Source organism: Mesorhizobium sp. M5C.F.Ca.IN.020.29.1.1 (genome assembly GCF_003997375.1).
GTDB lineage: Bacteria > Pseudomonadota > Alphaproteobacteria > Rhizobiales > Rhizobiaceae > Mesorhizobium > Mesorhizobium wenxiniae.
The window spans coordinates 1-878 of record NZ_RZSW01001070.1; the positions used below are offsets into that span (position 1 = coordinate 1).

Annotated in this window: 1 protein-coding gene; it reads right to left on the reverse strand. The window is 66.9% G+C overall.

What is annotated here, in order from left to right:
- Nucleotides 1-811, reverse strand: an 811-nt coding sequence (locus EOA85_RS36280; protein WP_164760182.1) for an SDR family oxidoreductase, incomplete at its 3' end; no start/stop codon positions are given.
- Between the last annotated feature and the right edge of the window lie 67 nt (nt 812-878).

The following is an 878-nucleotide window of genomic DNA, read 5'->3' on the forward strand; positions in this document are numbered from 1 at the left end:
CGACATTGCCGTCGACGCCGAGCGACTGGCCGGAAATGTTGATGCCCGCATCGGACAGCAGGAAGGCGACCATCGCGGCGACGTCATAGGGGCTGGTCATGCGGCGCAGCGAGATGTTCTGGAGATAGCGCTGCGTCATCTCCTCGTTCGAAACACCGAGCTGCCTGGCCCGGTCGGCGATGACCTTGTCGATGCGTGGTCCCTCGATAATGCCGGGCAGGATGGCGTTGACCCGTATGCCGTGCGGCCCGAGTTCCTTGGCGAGGCTTTGCGTGAAACCGATGACGCCGAACTTGGCCGCCGAGTAGGGGGTGCGGAAAGCGTAGCCGTGGCGGCCGGCGGCGGACGACATCGAGACGATCGAGCCGCCGCCCGCCGCCTTGATCAGCGGCACGGCACGCCGGGCGCACAGGAACTGGCCGGTCAGGCAGATGTCGATGCAGCGCCGCCAGTCCGCCGGATCGATTTCATCGACGCCGCCGGTCGGCCCGGCGATGCCGGCATTGTTGATCAGCGCGTCGAGGCCGCCGAGCTTTTCCTTCACGGTCTCGAACAGCCGGTCGACGTCGTCTTCGCGCGAGACATCGGCCTTGACTGCGGCAACGAGGGCGATCTTGTCCGGAGCAGCGGCCAGAGCCCCGTCCGAAACGTCGCAAACGACGATGCGCGCGCCGAGCCGCGACAGCGTGTCGGCAATGGCCAGGCCGATACCGCCGGCACCTGCCGTCACCAGCACGCGCTGCCCCTTCAGCCCGGTCAGAAAATCGTCCGCCGATGTCGGCGCCCCTTTACTTATCGCCGTCGCACTCATCGTCCCGTCCTTTCTCATTGCAGCCGCCGTTCGCGCAGCGCCATGACAGCGCCCAGAACGACCAGGC